Raw genomic sequence first — 1,121 nt, forward strand, 5'->3', positions numbered from 1 at the left:
ACGCGCGGAAGCCGATCCGCTCGGCCGCCAGCCGCCGCTCCCTGGCCCGCGCCAGCGCGCTGACGTCCGCGCCGGCGTAGACGGCCTCGGCCGAGACCTCCCGGGCCAGCCGCATCGTCTCGGCGACCACGTCGCCCCGCCGCACCAGCAGGTCGCCGCCGCGGGAGCGGAGCGACTCGCGCAGGTCCCGCAGGCAGTCGAGCAGGAACGGCCCGCGCCGCCCGGCGGGCACGGCCGGGTCGAGCACGAACAGCGGGACCACCCGGCGGGCCGTGGCGCACGCCGTGGCGAGGGCCGGGTGATCGTGCACGCGCAGATCCCGGTTGAAGAGCACGATCACCGTGTTCATGAGGTCGTCCATCACCTGGTATTCGCAGCCGGGACCCGCGCCGGTTGCAACCTCTGACGCCCGTGGTCCGGAAGAATGGCCAGGGCCCGGATGGGGAGACCTGCATGCGCGAGAGCGGCTCGACGAGCGCCGGAGAGGAGCCTGGATACGGCATCGGTGCCGTGTCGAGGCGGCTCGGGGTGCCCGCCCCCACCCTGCGCACCTGGAACCTGCGCTACGGCATCGGCCCGAGCCGCCGCAGTCCCGGCGGCCACCGCCGCTACGACCGGTCCGACCTGGCGCGCCTGGAGGAGATGAACCGGCTCGTCCACGCCGGCGTCCCGCCCGCCGACGCGGCCCGCCAGGCCCTCCGGCTCCGGGTCCCGCTGGAGAGGCCCGGTGCGGAAGGCGTGCCGGAGGCGCGGCCGGAGCACGTCCTGCTGGGCGAGCACGTGCCGTCCGCGGCGATGCTGGCCCGTGCCGCGCTGGCGCTGGACGGCCGCACCGTCACCGACGGAGTCGCCGCCGCGCTGGCCCGGCTCGGCGTGGTGGGCACGTGGGAGCTCCTGGTCCGTCCGGTGTTCGCCACGATCTGCCGCAGGCAGGCCGAGACCGGGGCGGGCGTCGACGTCGAGCACCTGTTCTCCGAGCGCCTCCTCGCGGCCCTGCACCCCCTGACCGAGCGGCCCGGACGCCAGGGAGGTCTCGCAGGTGCGGGAGGTTCCGGACGGCCCGCACGGCCCGGACCGCCCGAGCCGCCCGGACCGCCCGGACCGCCCGGACCGCCCGGACC

2 protein-coding genes are annotated in these 1,121 nt (G+C 76.9%); one reads left to right on the forward strand and one right to left on the reverse strand.

The annotated features are described in order from the left end of the window. Positions 1-349: deoxyribodipyrimidine photo-lyase (locus DQW85_RS22505; RefSeq protein WP_162795237.1), on the reverse strand; the 349-nt coding region annotated here is incomplete at its 3' end. A gap of 104 nt (positions 350-453) precedes the next feature. On the opposite strand from DQW85_RS22505, the gene DQW85_RS22510 reads away from it, so the two are divergent. After that, positions 454-1,121 (forward strand): MerR family transcriptional regulator (locus DQW85_RS22510; RefSeq protein ID WP_162795238.1); only part of this gene is annotated, 668 nt, incomplete at its 3' end.

The organism is Nonomuraea lactucae (genome assembly GCF_003313395.1).
In the GTDB taxonomy this organism is placed as follows: domain Bacteria; phylum Actinomycetota; class Actinomycetes; order Streptosporangiales; family Streptosporangiaceae; genus Nonomuraea; species Nonomuraea lactucae.